The sequence below is a fragment of the Oleiagrimonas sp. genome (assembly GCF_027858935.1).
In the GTDB taxonomy this organism is placed as follows: domain Bacteria; phylum Pseudomonadota; class Gammaproteobacteria; order Xanthomonadales; family Rhodanobacteraceae; genus Oleiagrimonas.
Genome location: NZ_JAQIBU010000216.1, coordinates 1 through 2,125, shown reverse-complemented (window position 1 = coordinate 2,125; position 2,125 = coordinate 1). Strand labels below are relative to the sequence as shown.

2 protein-coding genes and 2 pseudogenes are annotated in these 2,125 nt (G+C 64.5%); 1 reads left to right on the top strand and 3 read right to left on the bottom strand.

The features are described from left to right. A pseudogene (locus tag PF446_RS08100) lies at positions 1–248 on the bottom strand (HAD family hydrolase); the annotation flags it as partial. A gap of 115 nt (positions 249–363) precedes the next feature. Here PF446_RS08100 and PF446_RS08095 point away from each other — a divergent pair. Then, positions 364–867: a hypothetical protein gene (locus PF446_RS08095; RefSeq protein ID WP_298070909.1), complete on the top strand. Its 504-nt coding sequence runs from the start codon at positions 364–366 to the stop codon at positions 865–867. 151 nt (positions 868–1,018) lie between these two features. Here the strand turns inward: PF446_RS08095 and PF446_RS08090 are convergent, their stop codons facing one another. Together PF446_RS08090 and PF446_RS08085 are read right to left on the bottom strand one after the other, a co-directional pair. Beyond that, positions 1,019–1,744, bottom strand: a complete 726-nt coding sequence (locus PF446_RS08090) for a DUF6445 family protein (RefSeq protein WP_298070907.1) — start codon at positions 1,742–1,744, stop codon at positions 1,019–1,021. Between the two features lie 84 nt (positions 1,745–1,828). Continuing rightward, positions 1,829–2,125: pseudogene (locus PF446_RS08085) on the bottom strand (peptidase); the annotation flags it as partial.

Sequence of the window (2,125 nt, the reverse complement as noted above, 5' to 3'; positions counted from 1 at the left end):
CCGTAGGCTTCGGCATGCGCCTTGCGCAGGCGCGCCACGCGTTCCTCGGTGATGTCCAGCCCGGTCTCGCGCAGGAGGATGTCCGTGAACAGTCCGCCGCTCATGCCGATGCGGCGATGAATCCGCCACACGGAGATCTCCATGCCCTCGCTGTCCAAGGCGGATTTCCAGGCCAGTACATGCTGGTAGACGCTGTCGACCAGCGTGCCATCGAGATCGAACAGAAAGGCGGTGGGTGGGCGGCTCATTGCAGGCTCCTTGAATGGGGCCCCAGCATAACAACAGCGCAGATCGCTGGAACTTCGGTAACCGCGATAGACTCTAATGGTAGCGTCCAGATCAGTTCCTGGACCCGGAGCCCGCATGAAAGCCAGACGTACCCTCGTCCTTTGCATCGCCAGCGTGCTGGCCGCCTCGGCCTGGGCGCAGAAACCGCCAAAGCCGCTGAACCTGGAACTGCCGCCCGGCAGTGTCCCGGCCAGCAGCAGCAGCGCAACGCCCGCATCCAGTGCCAGCACAGCCGCGGCCTCGGGGTATGCAGCAGCAGCCGCACCCGCCACCTCGGACAAGACCTCCCGCCCCCGTGCATCGGCTCCCGGGGTCTATTACGGCGACACCAGCGGTCGGCCAGAACGTCAGGACCTTGCCCAAGGACCGTCCTGCGACGACTCCACCTACAACCAGGCCCAGGTCCATGGGAGCGTGGGCATGGGCGTGGTTACGGGTAATCGCGTCAGCGGCAACTACCAGACCGGCACGATCAACTTCAGCAAGGCGACAGGTAGCTGCGAGCACCCGACCGGCGGGGTCAGGATCTCGATCGGCGTCGGCCAGGGCGATTTCAACGGTCGCGGCTGGCGGCACTGAAGCCAAGCTTGATCCATCGGTATTCGCCGATGCCCGATCAGGTCATTTCGTTGCCGAAGCCGTGATGCCCCTGAGTACAACGGGCGCCCGAGTTCCATCCGCCGCAGCGGCGCCTTGCCATCCTAGTACCTGCGTCTGCATTCGACCCGGATCAACGTGCGTGACGCGTGCTCGTGAAGAAACCGTTGAGGGTAAGCCGCCCGTGTTGCGGGTCATCATTCAGACGCCCTGGTTCGGCAATGTCGCTGGAGTGCAGCGCCTGGCCGTCGTAGAACACCATGCGGTTCCAGCGCGCGGATACCCCACCCGTACGCTGAAAGTAGCGGTTCGACTCGGTGATGTAGCCGGGTGACAACCCGTAGCGCTGCCCGAAGGCATCACCGGACATGCGGATGGCATCGTTGAAAAGTGCTGACATCTCCCGGGCAGGGCGTGCGGGAGCGTAGAACCCGGTGCCGCCGAGTGCATCGTCCTCGAAAAGGTATAACACCGAAGCCTGGATGCTTTGCCTGGCATCGAGTCCGAAGTGATCCCGATGGCACAACCATTGCGGCGGACGCAGTTGCTCGGGCAACTGCGTGGCGATGGAAAACCGCGCGTGCAGGCGCAGCAGTCGACGGGCATCAAACAGCGGGCGCATCTGTTTCAGGAAGTACCGCCGCATGTCCTCCTGTACGATCGCCGGCGCCATGATGTAACGGCCCGGGTACTGGCTGAATCCGACCGGTTCGAACGCATCGGCATGATCCAGCACCCAGGCGCGCAGGCGCTCGGGTTCGGCCAGTGCATCATCCACGACATGCACCCGCTGGCCATCGTCCAGCGTGAGGGTGTCGATTCGTGCATGGGGATCGAAGATCGGCATGGACAACGTCATGGCGCGAAGCACCGCGGCCTCACGATCCGGCCCTTGTGAATCTGCGCACGCACCGAACGCTGGGCATCCGTCCCGCCTGGCGGTTCACGCCGCATGCGTCAACGCAAAATCGATCGCCGCGCATACCGCGGCCACCTGCGCGGCGTTGCACTGCTCGGGCGTGGCCCGCGGGCTGTCGGGATAGACCTCGGTGGTCGTGCGGTAGGGCGCACTGGTGATCCCGGCACACAGACCCAGTTTCCGCAGCGGATACTGGATCACGCCCGGTGAAACCACGGGCGAGCCGATGATCTCGCCCCGCGAATCGACCGGGGCGATGTGGGTGACTTTCGCCACCGCCTCGATCAGGGCCTGCTGGAACGCCAGTTGCGGATGTTCGCT

Bases quoted from the DNA above. Each gene is read 5' to 3' on its own strand.
- PF446_RS08090 (WP_298070907.1), bottom strand. From the start codon at position 1,744: ATGACGTTGTCCATGCCGATCTTCGATCCCCATGCACGAATCGACACC.
- PF446_RS08095 (WP_298070909.1), top strand. From the start codon at position 364: ATGAAAGCCAGACGTACCCTCGTCCTTTGCATCGCCAGCGTGCTGGCC.